The 24,572-nt window shown below is 66.2% G+C and carries 16 protein-coding genes; 7 read left to right on the plus strand and 9 right to left on the minus strand.

The genetic code is table 11. The features are described from left to right. Positions 1–89 precede the first annotated feature (89 nt). Positions 90–1,052: a hypothetical protein gene (locus QM707_RS07650; protein WP_415001257.1), complete on the plus strand. Its 963-nt coding sequence runs from the start codon at positions 90–92 to the stop codon at positions 1,050–1,052. Positions 1,053–1,290: 238 nt separating this feature from the next. Here QM707_RS07650 and QM707_RS07655 read toward each other — a convergent pair whose 3' ends face one another. Further along, positions 1,291–3,711, minus strand: a complete 2,421-nt coding sequence (locus tag QM707_RS07655) for a response regulator (protein WP_415001258.1) — start codon at positions 3,709–3,711, stop codon at positions 1,291–1,293. Between the two features lie 2 nt (positions 3,712–3,713). Further along, a complete protein-coding gene (locus QM707_RS07660) occupies positions 3,714–9,362 on the minus strand; it encodes a HAMP domain-containing protein (RefSeq protein ID WP_415001259.1) in 5,649 nt (1,882 codons plus the stop codon). A 392-nt stretch (positions 9,363–9,754) separates the two neighbouring features. On the opposite strand from QM707_RS07660, the gene QM707_RS07665 reads away from it, so the two are divergent. The 6 genes from QM707_RS07665 (at position 9,755) to QM707_RS07690 (ending at position 18,053) form a co-directional block, all read left to right on the plus strand. Further along, complete coding sequence (locus QM707_RS07665) at positions 9,755–11,656, plus strand: tetratricopeptide repeat protein (RefSeq protein WP_415001260.1); 1,902 nt, start codon at positions 9,755–9,757, stop codon at positions 11,654–11,656. A gap of 156 nt (positions 11,657–11,812) precedes the next feature. Beyond that, positions 11,813–12,160 (plus strand): carboxypeptidase-like regulatory domain-containing protein, encoded by a 348-nt coding sequence (locus QM707_RS07670; protein ID WP_415001261.1) that lies wholly within the window; start codon positions 11,813–11,815, stop codon positions 12,158–12,160. Positions 12,161–12,252: 92 nt separating this feature from the next. Continuing rightward, positions 12,253–12,873 carry a transcriptional repressor LexA gene (lexA, locus tag QM707_RS07675; protein WP_415001262.1) on the plus strand — a complete coding sequence of 207 codons (621 nt, stop codon included), beginning with the start codon at positions 12,253–12,255 and terminating at the stop codon, positions 12,871–12,873. Between the two features lie 24 nt (positions 12,874–12,897). Further along, positions 12,898–13,488, plus strand: a complete 591-nt coding sequence (gene imuA / locus QM707_RS07680; RefSeq protein WP_415001825.1) for a translesion DNA synthesis-associated protein ImuA — start codon at positions 12,898–12,900, stop codon at positions 13,486–13,488. 9 nt (positions 13,489–13,497) lie between these two features. Further along, positions 13,498–14,916 (plus strand): Y-family DNA polymerase, encoded by a 1,419-nt coding sequence (locus QM707_RS07685; RefSeq protein WP_415001263.1) that lies wholly within the window; start codon positions 13,498–13,500, stop codon positions 14,914–14,916. Next, positions 14,913–18,053 (plus strand): error-prone DNA polymerase, encoded by a 3,141-nt coding sequence (locus tag QM707_RS07690; protein ID WP_415001264.1) that lies wholly within the window; start codon positions 14,913–14,915, stop codon positions 18,051–18,053. The genes QM707_RS07685 and QM707_RS07690 overlap by 4 nt, the downstream gene beginning before the upstream one ends. A gap of 36 nt (positions 18,054–18,089) precedes the next feature. Here QM707_RS07690 and QM707_RS07695 read toward each other — a convergent pair whose 3' ends face one another. The 7 genes from QM707_RS07695 to miaA form a co-directional block, all read right to left on the minus strand. Then, positions 18,090–19,382, minus strand: a complete 1,293-nt coding sequence (locus tag QM707_RS07695; protein ID WP_415001265.1) for an adenylosuccinate synthase — start codon at positions 19,380–19,382, stop codon at positions 18,090–18,092. Between the two features lie 159 nt (positions 19,383–19,541). Next, entirely contained in the window at positions 19,542–19,733 is a 192-nt protein-coding gene (locus tag QM707_RS07700) for a DUF2065 family protein (protein ID WP_415001266.1), read from the minus strand. A 6-nt stretch (positions 19,734–19,739) separates the two neighbouring features. Beyond that, the gene (gene hflC, locus QM707_RS07705) at positions 19,740–20,612 is read right to left on the minus strand and encodes a protease modulator HflC (protein ID WP_415001267.1); all 873 of its coding nucleotides are present in this window, start codon (positions 20,610–20,612) and stop codon (positions 19,740–19,742) included. A 1-nt stretch (position 20,613) separates the two neighbouring features. Continuing rightward, a complete protein-coding gene (gene hflK / locus QM707_RS07710; RefSeq protein ID WP_415001268.1) occupies positions 20,614–21,729 on the minus strand; it encodes an FtsH protease activity modulator HflK in 1,116 nt (371 codons plus the stop codon). Positions 21,730–21,766: 37 nt separating this feature from the next. Next, positions 21,767–23,083, minus strand: a complete 1,317-nt coding sequence (gene hflX / locus QM707_RS07715; RefSeq protein ID WP_415001269.1) for a ribosome rescue GTPase HflX — start codon at positions 23,081–23,083, stop codon at positions 21,767–21,769. Positions 23,084–23,098: 15 nt separating this feature from the next. Continuing rightward, positions 23,099–23,368, minus strand: coding sequence for an RNA chaperone Hfq (hfq, locus tag QM707_RS07720; RefSeq protein ID WP_415001270.1), 270 nt, complete (start codon positions 23,366–23,368; stop codon positions 23,099–23,101). Between the two features lie 216 nt (positions 23,369–23,584). Next, positions 23,585–24,562: a tRNA (adenosine(37)-N6)-dimethylallyltransferase MiaA gene (gene miaA, locus QM707_RS07725; protein WP_415001271.1), complete on the minus strand. Its 978-nt coding sequence runs from the start codon at positions 24,560–24,562 to the stop codon at positions 23,585–23,587. Positions 24,563–24,572 lie beyond the last annotated feature (10 nt).

Consider the following 24,572-nt stretch of genomic DNA (forward strand, 5'->3'; position numbering starts at 1 on the left):
GCGCCGGCCCCAGCTGAATTCTCGACGAGCCGCGGAACTGTCTGGCCACGACCGCGAAACCACTCCACTCCCCAACAATGGGGCGACATATGAGCACTGAAGAGAGGGCTGTCTACGGAATCGAAGCGCCGCTGAGGTTGGTCTCTTCGCATGACATCGCCAATCCCGGATTCCAGTCGGCCCGCCGCGGCGAGTTCGTCTTACTAGGCGTTCCGCGGGAGACTCGCTCCGACGAGATTGTTCTGCGGGATCTCACCGTACTCGGGGTGCCGCTGGCGAGGTTCACCTTGGAGCGCCCGAGCAACGATGCGCGGCTTCTCAAGCTCGACTTCGACCATGCTGTGACCGAAGCCGATGCGTTCAGCTTTCTCCAACAGCTCGCCGACGCTTGGTCGGCCAGGTTGGCCGAAAGCCAGCGAGATCCATGGTATGGCAACCTATATGTAGACATCCAATGGGCCCGCGTGAAGGCACTTACGGCGCAGAGTGGCGGCATAGAGATTTCGTTGGATATGACGTCGATCGATGGCGTCGTCGTCACACCCGAGCTTCTGACCGCGTTGCGTTGGTCGCCACTCACCGACGTATTCGTGGAGGGCATGAAGTCAACGCAGCCTAAATCGAAGTTCTTATTCTGGTTTGTCATTTTGGAGGAGCTAGAAAAACGTGAGGAGTTCCTCTCCTTGTTCACGCCAATGTTCTCTTCTGAAGAAAAAACACAGCTTCAGGAAGTCGTGCGCTCAAATGGCGCGGCGTTGCAGCGCCTGAACGGCCTGTTGAACAATCCGACGACCACGATTGAGGGCCGAGCGGCTAAGCTCGCGCGCATCGTCGATGCGGTGGGTAGCTCCCGAATCAATGGTTTGAACGGGCCTATCGTCGTAGATCAGGCGCGCTGCGCCGCCCTGATCGAGCAGCGCAACAAGATCGCCCACAAGGGGTCGAGCATCAACAAGGATTTGCTTTACAACGTTCTTTTCCCTCTCAGCCGCAATGCACTCAATTACATCCTAGGCCGAGACGCCGAGAGTGCGAGCGGACCTCAACCTTGAATTGCCGCTTGTCGATCTCGCGCTCGGACGCCGGATCGCGCCACTTGGCAGCCCGAATCCTGGCTGGGAAGATGCGGGGGCACATCCGGGGGCATGGACCAACGGGGCAAAAAGGAAACACAATCAATCCAACAACTTGCATTAGATCTTCGAGTCCTCTCCTGGCACCAGATCAAAAACAAACCCCCGAGCGATCGGGGGTTTGTCGATTCTGACGTCCGGAAAACGACGGCCGCGCTCAGGCGGTCGCGAACGATTCCGGCAAGCGCGCCACGCGCTCCAGCGTCTCCTGCGTGCGCCGGATATCGAATTCGTCCACCGCTGCGCTCAATTGCGATGCCAATGCACGCAGCCCCTCATATTGCGCGCGCTCGGAGAAATCCAGCAGTCGCTGCGCATAGTCGGCGAGGTGGCGCATGCGCATGCTGCTGCGCATCTCGGCCAGCTCCTTCCGCTGCAAGGCCCGCCATTCGGCCTGCAACGCGTCGTTCCAGAAGCCGGGCTCGTCCTTGAGCCCGGCGTCCGTTACCACCTGTTCGCTTTCGCGCGTGCCGAGTCGACCCGCCATCATGGCCAGGGTTTCGAACAGTTGCGTCGGCGAATACGGCTTGCGGATGTAACCGTCGAAACTCGCGCGAAGCGCCACTTCTTCCTGCTGCAGGCTCGATGCGGTGACCGCGACGATGGCGGTCTCGCCGAGCGAGGGTTCGGCGCGCATCGCATCCCGCGCCTCGTAACCGTCCATCACCGGCATGCGCAGATCCAGCAGCACGACATCGGGGCGAAGGTCGCGGGCCGCGGCGAGACCTGCAGCGCCGTCGCCTGCCGTGTGCACGACGTGGTGGGTATCGCGCAAGTAACCGGCGATGACCTGCAGATTCCATGGCACGTCATCGACGGCCAGGATGTTCAGCGGCGGAACGGCGTTGAAATCGATGCGCTCCTCCTGGACTTCGGCCACCGGCGCCAGGCCGGTAGCCGGAACGTTCGCCAGGCGCACGCGGAAAACCGTTCCCTTGCCCGGCTCGCTGTCGGCGGATATCTCGCCGCCCATCGCGCGCACCAGACGCATGGCGATGCTCAAGCCAAGACCGGTGCCCTGGCGGCGCTTGCCGTCCGGACTATCGGCCTGGTGGAACGGCTCGAAGATCTGCCGGATCTGGTCGGCCGGAATGCCGACGCCGGTGTCGATCACGTTGAGGTGCACGTCGCGCGCGACGCCACCCGCTTCGGCTGGCACTACCTGCAGCTGGATCGTCACGCTGCCGCGTTCGGTGTACTTGACCGCATTGCCGACCAGGTTCATCAGCACCTGGCGCAGGCGGTGTCCGTCCAGCAGCAGGGGTTCGACCGCGGCCGTGTCGATCTCGCGCGCCAGACCGATGCCCTTCTCGGAAGCCTGCGGCGTGAACATCACGACGATGTCGTCGACGATGCCCGATACGTCGCTGGGCTGCTCGTGCAACTCGAGCTTGCCGGCTTCGATCTTCGACAGGTCGAGCACGTCGTTGATGATGTTCAGCAGCAACTGGCCGCTCTTCTTGATCGACTGCACCCAGTCGCGTTCCTTCGGCTTTTCCACCGTCTCGGAAAGCAACTGGGTGAAGCCGAAGATCGCATTCATCGGCGTGCGGATCTCGTGGCTCATGTTGGCCAGGAACTCCGATTTGGCGGCATTGGCCTGTTCGGCGCTGCGCCGGGCCGCCTCGAGCTCGGCCTCGGAGCGTTTCGCGTCGGTGATGTCCACCAGCATGTTGATGCCGCCGATGATGCGGCCGGTGGAATCGCGCAGCGGCGTCGGATACGGCGCGACCCAGACGCGTTGCCCGTCGGCGCGTTCGACGATCACCTGCATGCCATTGACGACGCGTCCTTCCGTCAGCGCGATATCCATCGGGCAGCGCTCCCGCGGCAATGGCGTGCCGTCGGGCAGGCAGAGTTTCCAGGTCTCGAACCAATTGTCCGAACCCAGGATCGGCGTATGCCCCGACAGCGTCACGGTAGCCTGGTTGTAATGGGTCAGCCGGCCTTCGGCATCCGTCGCGTACACGGCGGCGGGCAAGGCGTCGATCATCGCGCGCAGTTGCGCGTCGGACTCGCGCAGCGCCTCGGTCTGTTCGAGCACGCGCTGCTCGAGGGTGGCATTCATCTGGCGCAGCTGATCCTGCGCCAGCCGCCGTTCCGCCACTTCGGCGCTCAGCGCGCGATGGCTGCGGTGAAGTTCAGCGAAGGTGGCCACCTTCGAGCGCAGGATGCCGCGGTTGACCGGCTTGTGCAGGAAGTCGGCCGCGCCCAGCGCATAGCCGTCCATCATGTGCTGGTCTTCGTTGTAGTACGCCGTCAGGAAGATGATGGGCAAAGCGGCGGTCTTCTTGCGCGCGCGCACCATCTGCGCCAGTTCGAAGCCGGTCATGTCGGGCAACCGGATGTCGAGCACGATCAGGGCGAAGTCTTCGGAGATCAGGGCCGACAGCGCCTGGTCCGCGCTCAACGCACGCACGAGCCGATAGCCCGGGTCGTCCAGGATGCTTTCCAGCACGACCAGGTTCTTCGGTTCGTCGTCGACGATCAGGATGTTGATCGGATCGTCGAGGCCGGGCGCGGATCGCGCGGGCGATCCGGCCGGTGGCGCTGGCGTCGGGCGGCGTACGGACTTCATGCTCAGCGGAACAACCATATCCGCAGCAGGGACAGCAGTTGCTCGGTATTGACCGGCTTGGCGATGTAGTCGCTGGCGCCGGCGTCGAGGCACTTCTCGCGGTCGCCCTTCATCGCCTTGGCGGTCAGCGCGAGGATCGGCAGGGTACGGAACTCGGCCTGGCTGCGTATGCGGCGGATCGTCTCGTAACCGTCCATGTCGGGCATCATGATGTCCATCAGCACGACGCTGATGTCGGTCCTGTTCTGAAGCAGGTCGATCGCCTGGGCGCCGCTGCTGGCGCTGAGCACTTCCATCTCCTCGTTTTCCAGCATCGTGGTCAGGGCGAAGATGTTGCGCACGTCGTCGTCGACGACGAGAACCTTCCGGCCACGCAGGACTTCGCTCGAGCGCTGCAGCTTCTCCAACATCTCCTGCTTGTCCTCCGGCAGGCCGGTGACGATGCGATGCAGGAACAGCGCCGTCTCGTCCAGCAATCGCGCCGGCGACTGCACATCCTTGAGCACGATGCGCTTGGCCATCCGGTTCAGATGCGACTCGTCGGCGCTGTCAAGCTCGCGACCGGTGAAGACGATGACCGGCACGTCGGAAAGCTCGGGACGCTCGTGCATCTGCTCGAGCAGCTCGAAGCCGCTCATGTCGGGCAGGCTCAGGTCGAGCACGACGCACTGGAACGACTGCTTTTCGAGCGCGGCGAGCGCATCGGCGCCCGTTCCGACGGCCACCATCTCGATGTCGTCGTGCCCGAGCAGCGCGACGATGGCCTCGCGCTCGATGTCGTTGTCCTCGATCACCAGCAAGCGCTTCGGCGCCGGCTGCGTGAAGCTCTTCAGGCGGTCGAAGGCCGCTTCCAAGCCTTCGGTCGTCGAGGTCTTGACCAGGTAGGCGAAGGCGCCATGCGCCAGTCCGTGCTGGCGGCCTTCATCGACGCTGGCGATCTGCACCGGGATATGCCGCGTGGCCGGGTCGATCTTCAGCTGGTTCAACACCGCCCAGCCGAGCATGTCGGGCAGGTAGACGTCGAGAACGATGGCGGCCGGTCGGAATTGCTTGGCCAGCGAGATGCCGAGCATTCCCTTGTTGGCGACGATGCCCTTGAAGCCGCGATCGCGGGCCTGGTCGAGCAGGATGCGCGCGTAGTGCGGATCGTCTTCGATGATCAGCAGGGACTTGTCGCCCTCGCGGATGGCGTCGCGATCGTCGGCAACCCTGTCCTCGTTCGCGCTCGGCAACACGGTGAGCGTCGGCATCAGGTTGCGGCCTTCCGCGAAGGACTTTCCTTCCGGAAGCTGGGTATTCGGGCCGGCGTAATGCAGGGGCAGATACAGCGTGAACGTGCTGCCCTCGCCACGGGCGCTGGCCAGCTTGATTTCGCCGCCGAGCAAGGCCGCGAGTTCGCGGCTGATGGCCAGTCCCAGGCCGGTGCCGCCGTACTTGCGCGAGGTGCCGGCATCGGCCTGCTGGAAGGCCTCGAAGATCAGGCGCTGTTTTTCCGGGGCGACGCCGATGCCGGTGTCTTCGACTTCGAACGCGACGACGCGCTCGGCCTTGCCGAGCACCGGGTGATCCGGGCTCCAGCCGGAAGTCGCCGGACCGACGCGGATCTCGACATGGCCCTCCGAGGTGAACTTGACCGCATTCGACAGCAGGTTCTTCAGGATCTGCTGCAGTCGCTTGGGGTCGCTGTGCATCGCACGCGGCATGCTCTCGGCGAAGCGCACGCGGAACGGCAGGCTCTTGGCCTCGGCGACATGGCGGAAGTTGCGCTCGATGGTGTCGCGCAGGCCGGCGAAGCTGATCTCTTCCACTTCCACCGTCACCGTGCCGGATTCGATCTTCGACAGGTCGAGGATGTCGTTGATCAGGTGCAGCAGGTCGGAACCGGAAGAATTGATGTTGCGGGCGAACTCGACCTGCTTGTCGGACAGGTTGCCCAGGCTGTTGCCGGCCAGCTGCTGGCTCAGGATGAGGATCGAGTTCAGCGGCGTGCGCAATTCGTGCGACATGTTGGCCAGGAACTCGGACTTGTACTTCGAGGTCAGCGCCAGCTCGGTCGCCTTCGATTCGAGCGCGTTGCGGGCGTGTTCGACCTCGATGTTCTTGCGCTCGACCTCGGCGTTCTGCTCGGCCAGCAGACGGGCCTTGTTCGCCAGCTCCTCGTTGGTCTGCTGCAGCTCGGTCTGCCGCGACTGCAGTTCCATCGTCAGCTGCTGCGACTGCGTGAGCAGGCCTTCGGTGCGCATCGTCGCTTCGATCGCGTTGAAGACCGCGCCGATGCTCTGCGTCAGCAACTCCAGGAAAGCCATCGACGCCGCCCCGAAAGGCCGCAGCGAAGCCAGTTCGATCACCGCCTTGGTCTGGCCTTCATAGAGCACCGGCAACACGATGATGCTCAGCTGGCGGGCGTCGCCCAGGCTGGAGGAAATGCGCAGATAGTCGGGCGGCGCGTCCTGCAGCAGGATGCGCTTCTTCTCCTGCGCGCACTGGCCGATCAGGCCCTCGCCCAGGTGGATGGTCTGCCGCATCGGCGCCTTGCCGCTGTGCGCATAGCTCGACAGCTGCTTGAGCTGCAACTCGCCCTTGCTGCCGGTCAGGTGATAGATCGTTCCCTGGTGCGCGTCGACCAGCGGCGCAAGTTCGTTGAGCAGCATGCGACCCACCGTGGCCAGATCGCGCTGCCCCTGCAGCATGCCGGTGAACTTCGCCAGGTTGGTCTTCAGGAAGTCCTGCTCGCGGTTGCTCTGCGTGGTTTCGCGCAGATTGAAGATCATCGTGTTGATGTTGTCCTTCAACTCGGCGACTTCGCCCTTGGCGTCCACCTGGATGGAACGCGTCAGATCGCCCTTGGTCACGGCCGTCGCCACTTCGGCGATCGCGCGGACCTGCGTCGTCAGGTTCGCCGCCAGCAGGTTCACGTTGCCGGTGAGGTCTTTCCATGTACCCGCGGCGCCGGGCACGTGCGCCTGGCCGCCGAGGCGACCGTCCACGCCGACTTCGCGCGCCACGTTCGTCACCTGGTCGGCGAACGTCGCCAGCGTATCGGTCATGTTGTTGATTGTTTCGGCGAGCGCGGCGACTTCGCCCTTCGCCTGCACGGTGAGCTTCTGCCGCAGGTTGCCATCGGCCACCGCCGTCACCACCTTCACGATGCCGCGCACCTGGTCGGTCAGGTTCGAGGCCATGAAGTTCACGTTGTCGGTCAGGTCCTTCCACGTACCGGCGACGCCGGGCACCTTGGCCTGGCCGCCGAGCTTGCCGTCGGTGCCGACTTCGCGCGCCACGCGCGTCACCTCGCCGGCGAAGGCGTTGAGCTGGTCGACCATCGTATTGATGGTGTTCTTCAACTCGAGGATCTCGCCCTTCACGTCGGCGGTGATCTTGCGGTTGAGGTCGCCGCGCGCCACGGCGGTGGTCACTTCGGCGATGTTGCGCACCTGGGCCGTCAGGTTCGCGCCCATCGTGTTGACCGAATCGGTCAGGTCCTTCCAGGTACCGGCGACGCCAGGCACCACGGCCTGTACGCCGAGGCGTCCCTCGGTACCGACTTCGCGCGCCACGCGCGTGACTTCCGACGCGAACGAGCGCAACTGCTCCACCATCGTATTGATGGTTTCCTTGAGCTGCAGGATCTCGCCGCGCACGTCGGCGGTGATCTTCTTCGACAAGTCGCCGTTGGCCACGGCGATGGTCACTTCGGCGATGTCGCGCACCTGGGCGGTGAGGTTGGTCGCCATCGAGTTGACGTTATCGGTCAGGTCCTTCCAGGTTCCTGCGACGCCGGGCACGGCCGCCTGGCCGCCGAGTTTTCCTTCCGTACCGACTTCGCGCGCCACGCGCGTCACTTCCGACGCGAAGCCATTGAGCTGGTCGACCATCGTGTTGATGGTGTCCTTCAGCTCGAGGATCTCGCCTTTCACGTCCACCGTGATCTTGCGGCTGAGGTCGCCACGCGCCACGGCGGTAGTCACGTCGGCGATGTTGCGGACCTGGCCGGTCAGGTTGTTCGCCATCGAATTGACGTTGTCGGTGAGGTCTTTCCAGGTACCCGCCACACCCGGCACGACCGCCTGGCCGCCGAGCTTGCCGTCGGTACCGACCTCGCGCGCCACGCGCGTGACTTCCGAGGCGAAACCGTTGAGCTGGTCGACCATCGTGTTGATGGTGTTCTTCAGCGCGAGGATCTCGCCCTTCACTTCCACCGTGATCTTGCGGCTGAGGTCGCCGCGCGCCACGGCGGTGGTCACGTCGGCGATGTTGCGGACCTGGCCGGTCAGGTTGTTCGCCATCGAATTGACGTTGTCGGTCAGGTCCTTCCAGGTGCCGGCGACGCCGGGCACCGCCGCCTGGCCGCCGAGCTTGCCTTCGGTACCGACCTCGCGCGCCACGCGCGTCACTTCCGACGCGAAACCGTTGAGCTGGTCGACCATCGTATTGATGGTTTCCTTCAGTTCGAGGATTTCGCCCTTCACGTCGACGGTGATCTTGCGACTGAGGTCGCCACGCGCCACGGCGGTGGTCACGTCGGCGATGTTGCGCACCTGGCCGGTGAGGTTGTTCGCCATCGAATTGACGTTGTCGGTCAGGTCTTTCCAGGTACCGGCGATGCCGGGCACCTTGGCCTGGCCGCCGAGTTTGCCTTCGGTGCCGACTTCGCGCGCCACGCGCGTCACTTCCGACGCGAAACCGTTGAGCTGGTCGACCATCGTATTGATGGTTTCCTTCAGCTCGAGGATCTCGCCCTTCACGTCGACGGTGATCTTGCGGCTCAAGTCGCCGCGCGCCACCGCCGTCGTCACCGTCGCGATATTGCGCACCTGGCCGGTCAGGTTGTTCGCCATCGAGTTGACGTTGTCGGTGAGGTCCTTCCAGGTGCCGGCGACGCCCGGCACGACGGCCTGTCCACCGAGGCGACCGTCGGTACCGACTTCGCGCGCCACGCGCGTCACTTCCGAGGCGAACGAACGCAACTGGTCCACCATCGTATTCGTGGCTTCCTTCAGCTGCAGGATCTCGCCGCGCACGTCCACGGTGATCTTCTTCGACAGGTCGCCGTTGGCCACGGCGATCGTCACTTCGGCGATGTTGCGCACCTGCGCGGTGAGATTGCCGGCCATCTGGTTGACCGAATCGGTCAGGTCTTTCCAGACGCCGGAGACGCCCTTCACATGGGCCTGGCCGCCGAGCTTGCCTTCGGTGCCGACTTCGCGCGCCACGCGCGTCACTTCCGAGGCGAACACCGACAGCTGCTGGATCATTTCGTTGACGAGCTTGGCCGAACGCAGGAACTCGCCTTTCAGCGCGCGGCCGTCCACTTCCAGCTCCATCGACTGGTCCAGATCGCCCTTCGCCACCGCGCCGATCGTGCGGGCGATTTCGGCGGTCGGCCGTACCAGGTCGTCGATGAGCGTATTCATCGCATCGACTTTGGTCGCCCAGGCGCCGACCGCGCCTGGAAGCGAGACGCGCTGGCGCAGCCGGCCTTCCTTGCCGACCTTCAAGCTGAGCTGTTCGACCTCGCGCGTAATGCGATCTTCCTGCGCGATGCTCTGGTTGAACGTCTCGGCGATGCGACCGTCGATGCCCGTCCAGTCGGTCGGGAGTCGCACGGAGAAATCGCCATCGCGAAAAGCGACCAAAGCGCGCAGCAGCAAGCGCGAACGTTCGTCGGAGGCGGCTTCGGGATCGTCGGACGGCCTGGCCCGCCCGCTTCCGTTCGCGACTTTCGCGCCCGCCCGCCGAGCCGCGGAAGGGCGGCCCGACGCTTTGGCGCTGAGTTTTTCGGCTCTCATTGATTTCCCCGCAGTGACGACGCGCGACTGGACGAACTCGCTGGCCCTTCCCTGAACCAGTCCGAACTCGCCCTGCATGCACTCTGCCAACCGCTGGAACCCAGCAAATCCGGGCTCCCCGCCTGCGACGACCTTTCGTGCGACGGCGCAGGCATTGCAGAATGCATGACCTTTCCGCACCGCACCGTGCAATCGGCAAGCATCACGACGCTATGGCAGGCTGCGCTGTCGCAGCCATGGAAGACCCGATTCGCATGTCGTCCGACCTTTCCGCCGCCGAGTTCCACGAAGCCCTGCAGCGCGCGCGGGAGCTCCAGGTCGCGGGCCGCTGGCAGCGGGCCTTGGCGGCGCTGGACGAGTTGCTGCGGCGTGCGCCCGGACAGACGGAAGCGCTGCTGCTGCGAGGCGAGGTGCTGCAAAAGCTGGGGCGACCGGATGAGGCCGCCGCCGTTTTCCGTCGTCTGGCGTCGGCACGACCGGACTCCGCCGATGCCTGGACCGGGCTCGGCAGCGCGCAGCTGTCGTTGCACAGGCTCGAACCGGCACTGCAGAGTTTCGAACGCGCGCTCTCGCTGCACTCCGGGGACGTTCGCGCCTGGATCGGGCGCGGCGCCGCATTGCAGCGACTGTCGCGCTGGGACGAAGCGCTGGACTGCTACGACGGCGTGCGGAAGTTGCGACCCGACCTGGTCGGCGTATTGAACAACCGCGCGCTGGCGCTTTCGGCCCTGGGCCGCTGGGACGAGGCGGCGACGACCTATGCCGAACTGCTCGATGCCGCGCCGGATTTCCCCTACGCGCTGGGGCAATTGCAACGGTCGCGGCGGCTCGCCTGCGATTGGCGCGAACACGGAAGCCTGCGCGAACGCATCATCGACGGCATCGCTGCGGGCAAGTCGGTGTGCGACCCGTTCTCGTTTTTCGCCGTGTCGGACTCGCCGGCGCAACAACAGGCCTGTGCGCGGCTGTACGCACAACGCCAGCATCCGGACGCGGATGCGGTCTCGCCCTCTTCCCCGCGCGTCGCGGAGGACGGCAGGATCCGGCTCGCCTACCTGTCGCCCGATTTCCACGATCATGCGACCGCTTTCCTCAGTGCGGGCCTGTTCGAAAAGCATGACCGCGAGCGTTTCGAGATCATCGCCGTCTCGTTCGGCCCCGACAGCAATGGCCCGATGCGGCGGCGCCTGCGCGAAGGCTTCGACCATTTCATCGACGTACGCGCGATGGGCGATCGCGAGGTAGCGGAGAAATTGCGGGCGATGGACGTCCATATCGCGGTCGACCTGGCCGGTTTCACTTCGCGCAACCGCGCCGGCATCCTCGCCGCGCGTCCGGCGCCGGTACAGGTCTCGTACCTGGGTTACCCCGGCAGCATGCAGGCGCCCTTCATCGACTATCTCATCGCCGATGCCTGCGTAGTCCCGCCCGGGCAGGAAGCGTTCTACCGCGAGAGCATCGTCCGGCTACCCGATTGTTATCAGGTCAACGACGATCGTCGCGTACGGCCTGCGGAAGCCGGCACGCGAAGCGAACATGGCCTGCCCGACGAAGCCTTCGTCTTCTGCTGCTTCAACAACAGCTACAAGATCGGCCCGGAAATCTTCGCCGTGTGGATGCGCCTGCTGGCGCAGGTGCCGGGCAGCGTCCTGTGGCTGTTCGAGGACAATGCACTGGCTGGCGCGAATCTTCGCCGCGAGGCGGCCGCGTGCGGTATCGCGCCGCAGCGTCTCGTCATGGCGCCACGACGATCGCCGGCCGCGCATCTCGCCCGGCATCTGCACGCCGACCTGTTCCTGGACACCTTTCCCTACACCGCGCATACGACCGGCAGCGACGCGCTCTGGATGGGCCTGCCGCTGGTGACCCGTGTCGGCGAAGGTTTCGCCTCGCGCGTGGCCGGCAGTCTGTTGCGAGCCGTCGGCCTGCCGGAACTGGCTGTGCGGGGCTTCGACGAATACGAGGCGCTGGCCCTGTCGCTGGCGCGAGAACCCGCGCGCCTGGCGCAGCTTCGCATGCGCCTGGTCGATGATCGCGGAACGCACGCGCTGTTCGATACCGACCATTTCCGTCGCCATCTGGAAACGGCGTACACGACTCTATGGACTCGCCACCTGGCCGGCGACAGCCCCTGCGGTTTCGACGTAACGGCCTGATCGCGCCACTGCGACGCAGTGCGGACTGTCCTGTTTCGCACGCAATTCGCGTGCAAGTATTTTCGTGACCCGATGCGCATGAACCGTGACTTTTTTCACTTCTTGCGCGGCATCGGTTGCATGACTCTCGAGAATTGAACAAAGGCTAAAGAAACCATGATCCGCAACAGCTTCTCCCGCCTCGTGAAGCGAGGCCTGCTGGCGCTCGGCGCCACCCTGTTCCTGGCCGCCTCGGCCCATGCCCAATCGAACAACAGCGCGAACATCGCCGGCAACGCCAATCCCGGCGACACCGTCATCGTCGAGAACTACGACACCGGCCAGCACCGCGAAATCACCGTGCCGAAGAGCGGCAAGTACCGCCTGCGTTCCTTGCCCACGGGCAACTACAGCGTCGTGATCCAGCGCGCCGATGGCACGGTGGCCGCGTCTAGCTCGGTCGTCCTGCAGGTCGGCCAGACCGCACGCGTGGACGATCCGGCCACCAGTAAGGCCGCCGATTGAACGCCCGGTTTCATCCGGACTGAAAAACCCGCCGCGAGGCGGGTTTTTTGTTGGCACTGGCATAGGGACGAGATACCACATATATTTGTGGCATGCCCTTGACCGCCCGCCAGCAGGCCGTGCTCGACTTCGTCGCCTCCCGCATCCGGGAGCATGGCTCGGCGCCGACCCTGGCCGAGATCGCCGAGGCCTTCGGCTTCAGCCAGGCGCGCTCGGCCCAGCAGCATCTCCAGGCCCTGGAAGCCAAGGGCCATCTGCGCCTGTTGCCGGGCAAGGCTCGCGGCATCCGGTTGACCCGCGCGATCCCCGATGCCGCCGACCTGCTCGCCCTGCCCATCCTCGGCCGGGTCGCCGCCGGCCGGCCGATCGGTGCCGACGCCCCGACCGATGCCTATGTCGAAGGGCAGCGCCTGTACGACCGTGCGACGTTCTTTCCGCAGCCCGATTACCTGCTGCGGGTGAAAGGCGATTCGATGATCGGCGATGGCATCCTCGATGGCGACCTGATCGCGGTCAAACGCATGCCGGTGGCCGAGAGCGGGCAGATCGTCGTCGCGCGCGTCGATGGCGAGATCACCGTCAAGCGCCTGCAACGCACGAAGACCGGCATCCGCCTGCTTCCGCGCAATCCCGACCATGCGCCGATCGAGATTCCGCGCGATGCCGACTTCGCCATCGAAGGCCTGTACTGCGGACTCGTACGGAGCGCCTGAGTGAGCGTCGTTTCGCTGGCATCGATGCTCGAAGACCGTCGCCTGTGGCGCGGCACGGCGAAAGCGCAGATCGAAGAAGGTCGCGAGCCCACCGGCCATGAGGCGCTCGATGCCGCCCTGCCCGGCGGAGGTTGGCCGGAAGCCGCGCTCAGCGAAATCCTGTCGCCCGCCGATGGCATCGGCGAATTGCGCCTCGTGCTGCCCACGCTGGCGCGACATACGCAGGCCGGTCGCGATGTCGCACTGATCGCTCCGCCTTACGTGCCTTTCCCCCGCGCCTGGCGCGATGCCGGCGTCGACCTGCGTCGCCTGCGCATCGTCGCGACGGATCGCGCAAAGGATGCGCTGTGGGCCAGCGAACAATGCCTGCGCGCCGGCTGCCTGTCGGCCGTGCTCTGCTGGCCGCAGCGGGCCGACGACAAATCCCTGCGTCGCCTGCAGGTCGCCGCCGAAAGCGGGCGCGCCCTGGCATTCGCTTTTCGCGATGCGCGCGAAGCGCGCAATCCTTCGCCAGCCGCGCTGCGCCTGCAACTCGCGCCAGGCCAGTTGCGCGTGCTCAAGTGTCGCGGCGGCCTCGCGCCCGCGCGTGCTTTCGCGCTTGCCGGCGCGCATTGAATCGCCCCCATGCTCTGGGCCTGCGTACTGCTGCCGCAGCTGGCGCTGGACACCGTCCTCCGCCGCCATCCCGCGCCGGGAAAACCACTCGCGCTCGTGCATGGCCCCTTGCAACGGCGCACGTTGCTGGCCGCGAACGGCGCTGCACGCGCGCGCGGCCTGCAGCCCGGCCAGAGCTTCGCCACGGCGCAGGCCCTGTTGCCCGACCTGACGGCGATCGAATACGACGAAGAATCGGTCGCGCAAGCGCGCCGTCTGCTGGCGGCCTGGGCGTATCGCTACAGCTCGCAGGTCAGTGTCGCCTTCGGCGATGCCATCGTGCTGGAGATCCAGGGAAGCCTGGGGCTGTTCGGACCCTGGCCGCTGTTCGAAGCACGCCTGCGCGACGATCTCGCCGCCCTCGGATTCCACCACCGCATCGCGATGGCGCCAGTCGCCAGCGCGGCCCACGTGCTGGCCGGGCATCGCGACGGCCTCGCCATCGAAAACACGGCTCCGATGCTGTCGGCTTTGGCACAGGTGCCGATCGCGCAGGCGCGCTTGCCGGCTGCCGCCGCGGGAGCATTCGAGCATCTCGGGCTGCGCCGGCTCGGGCAGGTCTTCGCCCTGCCCCGCGCCTCTCTCGGCAAGCGCCATGGTCCCGGACTTCTGGCGCAGCTCGACCGCCTGCGCGGCGACGCGCCTGAGATATTGCCGCTGCATCGCCCCCCGGACGTCTTCGATGCGCGCATCGAACTCTCCTTCGAAACCGAGAGCACGGAAGCCCTGCAATTCCCGCTGCGTCGCCTGACCTCGGACCTCGCCGCCTATCTCGCCGGTCGCGATGGCGGCGTGCAGCGCTTCGTGCTCCGCCTCGAACACGAGGACCACGGCCATAGCGATGTACCTGTCGGCCTGCTCGCACCCGAACGCGATGCCGCCTTGCTGTTCGAACTGGCGCGTGGTCGCCTTGCGCAGGCCAGCGTACCGGCGCCGGTGCGCGGCCTGCGCTTGCTGGCGCGCGAACTGCCGCCTTTCGTGCCGGCCGGTGCCGACCTGTTCGACCTGCGTGCGCAACAGGGCATGCCCTGGGAACAATTGCGCGAGCGCCTGCGCGCACGACTCGGCAACGAGGCGGTGCATGGCCTGTCGGCCGTGGCCGAGCATCGGCCCGAATACGCCTGGCGTCGCGATGCCGGGGAAACGAGCCCGATGCCGGTGCAGGAACCGTTGCCGCGCCCAGCCTGGTTGCTGGAACGTCCTGTCCCCTTGCGCGACGCGCGCCTGCAACTGCTTGCCGGACCCGAACGCATCGAAACCGGCTGGTGGGATGGCGACGATGCGCAGCGCGATTATTACGTCGCCGAAACCTCGCAAGGGCAACGCGCCTGGGTGTTCTGCGCGCCAGGCGAACGCGGCGCGTGGATGCTGCATGGCTGGTTCGCATGAACGACAACCCCGCGCCTGCCTATGCCGAACTGCATTGCCTGTCGAATTTCAGTTTCCTGCGCGGGGCCAGTTCGGCCGAGGAATTGTTCGGGCGTGCGAAGGCATTGGGTTATTCCGCGCTGGCGATCACCGACGAGGCTTCGATGGCCGGCATCGTGCGCGCCTACGAAGCGGCGAAGAAAACAGGATTGAAACTGATCGTCGGCAGCGAGGTCCGGCTGCAGGACGGTCCGAAGCTCGTACTGCTTGCCCAGAACCTGGTCGGCTACCAGGCGACCTGTCGCTGGATCACGACGGGAAGGCGACGCGCGGAGAAAGGCGATTACCGCCTGCTGCGCGCCGATCTCGAAGAAGGGAACGAGGGCGTGCTGGCCTTGTGGCCGCCGGGAGACTCTCCGGATATCGGGCACGGCGAGTGGGTCCGGCGCATTTTCGGCGAGCGCGCCTGGATCGCGGCGGAACTGCACCACGGGCCCGACGACGAACGACGCCTGCGCGAACTGCGCGGCCTTGGCGAACGGCTCGACCTGCGCCTGGTCGCCAGCGGCGACGTGCACATGCATGCGCGCGGACGACGCGCATTGCAGGACACCATCACGGCGATCCGTCATCGCACGCCGGTGGCCGAAGCCGGCGACCTGCTGTTCCCGAACGGCGAGCGACACCTGCGCAGGCGCGAGGCCGTGGCGCGGATCTATCCTCCCGACCTGCTCGCCGAGACCTTGGCCGTCGCCGATCGCTGCGATTTCACGCTGGACGATCTTCGCTACCAGTATCCGAAAGAGGTCGTGCCGGAAGGCCATACGCCGACGACATGGCTGCGCGCGCTCGTGGAAAAGCATCTTCCCGATCGCTGGCCCACGGGCATTCCCGCGGACATCCGCGCGAAGATAGAGAAACAGATAGAGAACGAGCTCGGTCTGATTTCCCGGCTCGAATACGAGCCCTACTTCCTGACCGTTTACGACATCGTGCGTTTCGCGCGCACACAGGGAATCCTTTGCCAGGGGCGCGGTTCGGCGGCCAATTCGGTCGTCTGCTTCGTGCTCGGCATCACCGCCGTCAATCCGGGCGACGTACACATGCGCCTTCTGGTCGAGCGCTTCATCTCCGAAGAGCGCAAGGAACCGCCCGACATCGACGTGGACTTCGACGCCAGCCGGCGCGAAGAGGTCATCCAGTACGTCTATCGTCGCTACGGCCGCGAACGCGCGGCGCTGACCGCCGTGGCCATCACCTATTCCGGACGCAGCGCCTTGCGCGACGTGGCCAAGGCCCTGGGCCTGGTGCCGGACCAGGTGGATCGGCTGGCGCGCACGGTCGGTCGCTGGGACGACGACGTGCCTTCGGATGATCGCGTGCGCGAAACCGGTTTCGATCCGGACAGCCCGGCCATCCGCCGCATCCTCGCGGTCACCGCCCAACTCATCGGCTTCCCGCGCCATCTTTCCCAGCATCCCGGCGGTTTCCTCATCAGCGATGCGCCCCTGCACACACTGGTGCCGATCGAGAATGCGGCGATGCCGGAACGCACGGTGATCCAATGGGACAAGGACGATCTCGACACGATGCGCATGCTGAAAGTCGATGTACTCGGCATCGGCATGCTCGGCGCGATCTCGCGCTGCCTGGAACTGCTGCGCGCGCATGGCCGACGGGATCTTGCCGACATGGCCGCCATTCCGGTCGGCGACCCGGATGTCTACGGCATGATCCAGCGCGCCGATACCGTCGGCGCCTTCCAGATCGAATCGCGCGCGCAGATGTCGATGCTGCCGCGACTGAAACCGGCGAAGTACTACGATCTCGTCGTGCAGGTCGCCATCGTCCGGCCGGGGCCGATCGCCGGCAACATGGTGCATCCCTACCTGCGACGGCGGCAGGGCAAGGAGCCGATCGAATATCCCTCGCCCGCCCTGGAGAAAGTGCTTGAGCGAACGCTGGGCATTCCACTGTTCCAGGAACAGGTGATGGAGATCGCGATGGTGGCCGCCGATTACACGCCGGGCGAAGCCGACCAGTTGCGCCGCGCGATGGCGGCCTGGAAGCGCCACGGCGGATTGGAAGGCCATCGCGAGAAACTCTATGCCGGCATGCGCAAGAATCATTACAGCGACGAATTCGCCGAGCGCCTGTTCGAACAGATCAAGGGCTTCGGCAGTTATGGGTTTCCCGAGTCGCATGCGGCCAGCTATGCGCTCGTCGCCTACGTCAGTTGCTGGCTGAAGTTCCACGAGCCGGCGGCTTTCGCCTGCGCGTTGGTCAACGTGCCGACCCACATGGGTTTCTACACGCCGGACCAGCTGCTGCAGGATGCGCGACGGCACGGCGTGCAAGTGCGTCCGCTCGACGTGCGCTACAGCGACTGGGATTGCATGCTGGAACCGCACAGTGGCGACAGGCCGCGCAGGGAGGACAAGAATGACCAGCCGGCCATCCGCATCGGCTTCAACCAGCTGTCGGGCTTCGGCGAGGACGCCGCGCGACGGCTATCGGCGGCGCGCACGCAGCGGGCATTCCGCGATGTCGCCGACTTGGCCGAACGCGCGCAATTGCCGCGTCGCGATCTCGATCGCCTGGCCGATGCCGATGCCTTGCGCGGACTGGCCGGGCATCGCAATCGCGCGCGCTGGAACGCCAGCGGCGTCGAAGCGGTACTGCCCCTGTTCGCCGGCACGAAGGCCGTGCAGGAAGAACACGTCCAGCTGGCGCCGCCGAACGCGGGCGAAGCGGTACTGGCCGATTACGCCAGCGTCGGCACGACGCTGGGCGCGCATCCGCTGAAGTTGCTGCGCAGGCAACTGCGCGCGAGACGCTGCCATCCTTCGCGCGAACTGGAAGCCCTGCCGCATGGCAGCGCGGTGCGCCATGCCGGCCTGGTCACGCTGCGGCAACGCCCGCAGACGGCGACCGGCGTGACCTTCGTGACGCTGGAAGACGAGGACGGCTGCGTGAACGTCGTCGTCTGGCGCGATATCGCCGAACGGCAACGGCGCGAACTCGTCGGCTCGCGCCTGCTGGCGGTGGACGGCCGTTGGGAAACGGTGGATGGCGTGCGCCACCTGATCGCGCAACGCCTGCACGACCTGAGCCCGCTACTGGGTTCGCTGCAGGTCGCGTCGCACGATTTTCATTGACGCAACGCAGGGTGGGCCTTGGCCCACCCTACATGATCAGGCGAACGGATCGCGCAGCACGATCGTCGCGTTGCGGTCGGGGCCGGTGGAGACGATGGCCAGCGGGCAACCCGACAATTCTTCCAGCGCACGCAGATAGGCACGCGCGGCGGGCGGCAGCTTGTCCCACTCGGTGACGCCGGCGGTGCTTTCGTTCCAGCCCGGGAATTCGAGATAGACCGGCTCGCATTCGTCCCAGCCCTGCGCATCGAGCGGCGCGTATTCGCTCTGCTTGCCGTGGTATTTGTAGGCGATGCACATCTTCAGCGACGGCATGCCGTCGAGGATGTCGAGCTTGGTGATGCACAGGCCGTTGATGCCGTTGATGGCGACGGCGCGCTTGAGCGCGACCAGATCGATCCAGCCGCAGCGGCGCGGGCGGCCGGTGGTCGCGCCGTATTCGGCGCCGCGATCGCGGATGCCCTGGCCGATCTCGTCGTCGAGTTCGGTCGGGAACGGGCCGCCGCCGACGCGCGTCGCGTAGGCCTTGGCGATGCCGAGCACGTAGTCGATCGAATCGGCGCCGACGCCGGTACCGGCGAGCGCGCCGCCGACCGTCGTGTTCGACGAGGTGACGTAGGGATAGGTGCCGTGGTCGATGTCGAGCAGCGAACCCTGCGCGCCTTCGAACATGACTTTCTTGCCCTGCTTGCGCAGGTCGTGGAGGATGCCGGCGACGTCGGCCTTCATCGGCTCGACGTATTCGCCGAAAGCGACAGCCTCGTCCAGCGTCTTCTGGAAATCCACCGCGTCGACGCCAAGGTACTTGGTCAGCACGAAGTTGTGGTAGTCGAGCGCCGTGCGCAGCTTCTCGGCGAGCTCGGCCGGATACTTCAGGTCGGCGACGCGGATGCCGCGACGCGCGACCTTGTCTTCGTAGGCCGGGCCGATGCCGCGACCGGTGGTGCCGATGGCCTTGCCGCCGGCGGCCTTTTCGCGCGCCTGATCGAGGGCGATGTGGTACGGCATGATCAGCGGCGTGGCCGGGCTGATCTTCAGGCGCGAACGCACTTCGACGCCATTGCCTTCGAGTTCGGCGATTTCCTTCTGCAGCGCGGCCGGCGACAGCACGACGCCGTTGCCGATCAGGCAGAGCGCACCTTCGCGCAGGATGCCGGACGGGATCAGGTGCAGCACGGTCTTCTTGCCGCCGATGACGAGCGTGTGGCCGGCGTTATGGCCGCCCTGGAAACGCACGACGGCGCCGATTTCCTCGGTCAGCAGGTCGACGATCTTGCCTTTGCCTTCATCGCCCCACTGCGCGCCCAACACTACGACCGACTGACCCATGACCCTGTCTCCGCAAAAGAATTCGTTGCCCCGAGGGGCGGTGATTTCGTGGGCGACGGTCCGGCGATCCGGCGAAAACCCGAACCCCAGACGCAGAAAAAGCCGAGGTCGCCCCGGCTTTTCGAAATTATACGCGGGAACGCGCCGCGTGGGGGCCGGTCAGCCGCCGCGGACCAGGTACAGGGAAGCCAGTCCGGCGATGACCATGAAGCCGCCGTAGGTGCGCAGCCGGACGGCCGGCTGCGCGGCCAACTGCTCGACCGCGCGCTTCCAGGCCTCCGGCGCGGCGAACAACAACAGGCCTTCGATCAGCAGCACCAGGCAGAGCGCGGCGAGCAGGTCCGAAGGCATCCCGGATCAGCGGCCGTCCTTGCCGAAGTAACGCAGGAATTCGGACTCGGGATCCAGCACGAGGGTCGTCCGCCCATCGCCCATGCTGGCCCGATAGGCCTCCAGGCTGCGGTAGAAAGCGTAGAACTCGGCGTCCTGCCCGTAGGCCGCGGCGCCGATTTCAGCGGCGCGGCCATCGCCTTCACCGCGCACTTTCTGCGCATCGCGTTCGGCGTCGGCCAGGATCACCTGGCGCTGGCGGTCGGCGTCGGCCTTGATGCCGTCCGAGGCCTGCACGCCTTCGGCGCGCAGCTGGTTGGCGACCTTCTCGCGATCGGTGCGCATGCGCTGGAAGACGTTCTCCAGCACGGTGCTGTCCTGCGGCAGGTTGATGCGCTTGATGCGCACGTCGAGCACGACGATGCCCAGCGTGGCCGCCTCGGCGTTGATCGCCTTCAGCAGGCTGCCGGTCAGGTCGCTGCGCCCGCTCGACACGACGGCCTGCAAGGAGCGTCGGTTGATCTCGCCACGCAGCGCTTTTCGCACCAGGGGGCGCAGGCGCGCCTTGGCCGCATCCTCGTCGCCGCCACCAGCGTTGCGGTAGAAGGTGGTGACGTTCTTGATGCGCCACTTGACGAAGAAGTCGACTTCGACGTCCTTCTTTTCGGTCGTCAGGTAACGATCCGGCGCGTCGTCCAACGACAGGATGCGCTGGTCGAACTTGCGCACTTCCTCCACCACCGGCCATTTGAAGTGAAGGCCGGGCTTGAGGTCGCTGCGCACGATCTTGCCGAGATTCAGCACGATGGCCGTCTGGCCTTCGCTGACGGTATAGACGGAACTGAGCAAGGCCAGCAGCAGGACGACGCCGGCGATCAGATAGGAAACGGGATTGTGCATCTCAGCGGCCTCCTTCACGCGACTCGCGAGGCGGTCGTTCGTCGTTCAGGCGACGGGGCTGCTCCGGCAGGGCCCGCACCTCCGGCAATTGCGTCAGCGGCGCGGCATTCGCCGGCGGCGGCGCGCCCGCGCCGCTGTTGAGCGGCAGGTAGAGGATGTTGCCCCGGCCAGCGACCACTTTCGGGTTCTTGGCCATCACTTCCTGCATGGTTTCCAGGAACAGGCGCTTGCGCGTGACTTCCGGCGCCTTGCGGTACTGGTCGGCGAGCTGGCGGAATCGCTGCGCGTCGCCCTCGGCCTTGGCGATGGTGGCGGAGCGGTAGCCGGCGGCCTCGGCGGTGATGCGCGCCGCGACGCCGCGCGCTTCCGGCAATACCTTGCTCGAATAGGCCTTGGCGATGTTGATGGTGTTTTCCTTGTCCTGCGCCGCCCGGTTGGCTTCGTCGAAAGCCTCCTTGACCTCGGTGGGCGGGCGGGCGTCGGTCAGGTTCAACGCGGTCACCAGTAAACCGGTGTGGTAGGAATCGAGCGTGTCCTGCAGATGTTCGCTGGCGGCGGTCTGCGGCTTCTCGCGATCGAGCAGCACGGTGTCCAGCGTGTGGTTGCCGATGGCTTCGCGCACGGCGCTCTCGGCGGCGTTGCGCAGGGTCTCGCGGCCCTGTTCGCGCTTGCCGTCGGCGATCAGGTCGTCGCGGAAGGCATAGAGGAAATCGCGCGGATTCGCGACCTGGTACTGCACGGTGAACTTGATGTCGACGATGTTCTCGTCCTGCGTCAGCACCCGCACCTGATCGTCGACCTGCTGGATGCGCGTGGTCGGGACCACGGTGACCGTTTCGATCGGCCAGGGCCATTTGAAATTCGCGCCGGGCGTCATCGTGCGGCTGTAGGCGCCGAGGCGCAGCACGACGCCGCGCTCCTGTTCGTCGATCAGCTTGAAGCTGCTCATCACGACCAGCAACCCGAGCAGGGGCAGCAGCCAGGCGATCGGGCCGGCTCCGCCGCCCGCGCCGCCGAACATCTCGCGCAGACGCGCGAAGAAGGCATCCACCGGATTGGGGCTGTTCTTGCCGCGCCAGGGGTCTTGGCCGCCCTTTCCAGGCTGGTTCCAGGCCATGCTTGCTCCATGCGGACCGCGTGGGCGGCCGTTTCAGTCAATCGTCGGAATTGTAGGTAGGGGCTGTGGGGGCCACAAGCAAGGGGGCCAGCGCATGTCCGCCCGCTTCCAGGGCCAGGCGCTCGGCCACGGCCAGGGGAAGATCGACGCTCAAGCGCCAGCCTGCCTCGTCCGCAGCCTCCTCGCGCACGGCGTCCAGATCGTGCAATCGCGCGCGCAGCCTACCCTCGCCCGCCCCCAGCCTCAGCTCGGCCTGAAGGCGCCGGTCGGCGAACCGGGTCAGCAGGGAATCGCGCAGCCGTTCCAACCCTTCGCCGGTCCTGGCCGATAGCCAGAGGCGTTCCGGCCCCTGAGCCGGGACGTCGTGCCTCGCACTGCCGTCCTCGAGCCGGTCGATCTTGTTGAAGATGAGCAACTGCGGCACCTCGCCGGCGCCGATGTCGCGCAGGACCTCGTCGACCTGATGCATGCGCTCGTCGCGATGCTCGTCGGAGGCGTCGACGACGTGAAGCAGCAGGTCCGCATCGCGCGCTTCCGACAGCGTGGAACGGAACGCAGCGACCAGCTCATGCGGCAGGTCGCGGACGAAACCGACGGTATCGGAGAGCACGACCGTACTGCCCGCCCCCTGCATGCGACGCACGGTCGGGTCGAGCGTGGCGAAAAGCTTGTCGGCGGCGTAAACGCCGGCACCAGTGAGCGCATTGAACAGCGTCGACTTGCCGGCATTGGTGTAACCGACCAGGGCCACGCGCGGAATGGCGTTGCGCACGCGCGCGCGTCGCATCTGGCTGCGCTGGGCTTCGACCTTCTCGAGGCGCGCCTCCAGCGTTTCGCGGCGCTTCTGCAGCAGGCGTCGATCGGTTTCGAGCCGCGTTTCGCCAGGGCCGCGCAGGCCGATCGAACCGCCGCGCTGGCTGTCCAGCCCCGCCGCGCTGCCGCGCACCAGGCGCGCCGACAGATGCTTGAGCTGCGCGAGTTCGACCTGCAGCTTGCCTTCATGCGAGGCGGCGCGCTGGGCGAAGATGTCGAGGATCAGGCCGGTACGATCGACGACCCGACGCCCGAGGGCCTTCTCGAGATTGCGCTCCTGCACAGGACTCAGGGCGTGGTTGAACAGGACGACGTCGGCGTCGGTCGCATCGCAGGCCGACAAGACTTCCTCGACCTTGCCGCTGCCGATGTAGTGCGAGGGACTACCGCGTTCGACGCGCGCCGTCACGGCACCGACCACGGTCGCGCCCGCGCTGCGCGCGAGTTCGGTGAATTCTTCGAGCAGCGAGGCGTCTTGCGGACCGGGCGGATACGGCTGCACCAGCAGCGCGTTCTCGCCCTTGCGGGTTCGTTCGATCACGTGCGGCGAGGCGCCTCAGTCTTCAACGGCGCCGCCCTCTTCGTCGGCCGCCGCGACATGACCGCCGCCGGGTCCAACGCGAACGTTGCGGGCCGGCACGACGGTCGAGATGGCGTGCTTGTAGACCATCTGACTGACCGTGTTGCGCAGCAGGACGACGAACTGGTCGAAGCTCTCGATCGTGCCCTGCAATTTGATGCCATTCACGAGATAGACCGAAACCGGCACACGCTCGCGACGCAGGGCATTGAGGAAGGGATCTTGCAGCGACTGGCCTTTCGACATACGGACTCCGTTGTAGTTATGCGCGCCATCGGGCGCGGTGCGCGGCCAATAGTCCAGGCCGCCAATGTCGATCGAGCCATCCTTCCGGAATGCTTGGGATGCGAGGGCCCGGCGAAAGCCGGTCCTGCGCCGGGGTCGCGGGATGCGCCCCGGTCGCGACCTTCCTGGTCGCGATCCTGCCGATGATCGACGATGCCACTTTACACGGCCGCGCCCTCAGGGGCGAGTGAGGAAGGTCCGCAGCGCCTGTTCGAGCGCATCGCGCTGTCCGAAAGGATCGAACCAGCGCGCATCGAGCTCGCCGCGCAGCCAGGTGTATTGGCGCTTGGCGAGCTGGCGGGTCGCGGCGATCGCCTGCCCGCGGAAGGTCGTGGCGTCGGTTTCGCCGTCGAGGTGTCGCCAAGCCTGGCGATAACCGACGGCGCGGATCGCGGGCAGGTCTTCGTGCAGGCGCGAGTCCGCGCGCAAGCGTCGCACTTCGTCGAGGAAGCCCTGCGCGAGCATCGCATCGAACCTTCGTTCGATGCGTTCGTGCAGGACCGCGCGATCGGCCGGCGCCAGCACCAGCTTCAGCACACGGAACGGAAAGGAGCGATGCGCCTTCGCCTGCTGCCAGTCGCTGATCGGCCGACCGCTGAGCCGATGGACTTCCAGCGCGCGCGTGATGCGTTGCGGATCGGTGGCGTGGATGCGCGCGCCGGCTATCGGATCCAGGCGAAGCAGTTCCGCATGCAGCGCCGCCCAGCCCCGCTCGGCGGCCTCTTCGCGGAGCCGTTCACGAACGCCGGCATCGGCTTCGGGCATCTCGGACAGGCCGTCCAGCAGGGCGCGGAAATACAGTCCGGTGCCGCCGACGAGCAGGGGCGGCTTGCCGCCGGCGGAGAGCGCCTGCATTTCGCGCAAGGCGTCGGCGGCGAATTCGGCGGCCGAATAGGTTTCATGCGGGTCGCGGATGTCGATCAAACGATGCGGAGCGCGCACGCGCAACTCCGGCTCGGGCTTGGCCGCACCGATGTCCAGGCCACGATAGACCAGGGCCGAATCGACGCTGACGATCTCGCTACCCAGGCGCTCTGCCCACTCGACCGCGAGCGCGGTCTTGCCCGAGGCGGTCGGGCCCATCAGGGCGATGGCGAGGGGACGGGAATCGATCACGGGAACGGGCGGCTGTGGCGGAGCTGCAACATACCGCATGGCGCTATGA

This window comes from Arenimonas sp. (assembly GCF_047602345.1).
Classification (GTDB): Bacteria; Pseudomonadota; Gammaproteobacteria; order Xanthomonadales; family Xanthomonadaceae; genus Arenimonas.